This window comes from Vibrio sp. 1580 (assembly GCF_033340055.1).
The window spans coordinates 1-673 of the sequence record NZ_JAWOVT010000328.1; the positions used below are offsets into that span (position 1 = coordinate 1).

General features: G+C 46.4%; 1 pseudogene. It reads right to left on the reverse strand.

The window, feature by feature from the left end:
• A pseudogene (locus R7093_RS25810) lies at nucleotides 1-673 on the reverse strand (peptidase); the annotation flags it as partial.

Genomic DNA, 673 nt, shown 5'->3' on the forward strand with positions numbered 1-673 from the left:
TTGCTTGGCTTTTTTATCCACTTTGATGTCGAGAGCGTGAACGTTGGTGTAACGGCTGCTTGTCGAAACGCTGGTTTTGTAGGGAATGCCTTCGATTTCTACCGTCTCTTTCTTACCAATCATTTTCGCGTTGGGTTGTTCTTGCAGGTAGTCATACCCAGCAAACACCCACGCGTTATCATCTAGGTAAGTTTTGCCAATCAAGATTGGCGCAGAGAACTGTTTGCGCGAGGTAAGGTTCACCACGGTATCTACCGTATGCCCAGCAATCGTCATCGGCATTTTTACGGTTGGACGCAAAATCGGTTTTTTGCTGGTGCGACTGCGGATAGCACTGATGCGCTCAAGATCGTCGGTTACCGTGATCTCTTTGCCAGTATAAGGATGCTGAATCGTGAAACTGACGGTGACTTGATAAGGTTCAAAACTGTTGGCTTCCCATTTGGCTTGCGTGCCACCTAAATCGTCGACAATTGCCCACAGCAGTTTGTCATCTTTAAGATTCTTGTATTTGGGATTGCTGCTGCTTACGTGGATATTTTCTGCATGCATGGAGGGGGTGTCAGCGCTGGTATCAATTTTACCGATGAAAGGGACGTCACTTAGCTCAGGAATTTCGCTGTAATACACACTTTCGACCCGCCCTAAAACTAACTTATCATCAAGTTGATAG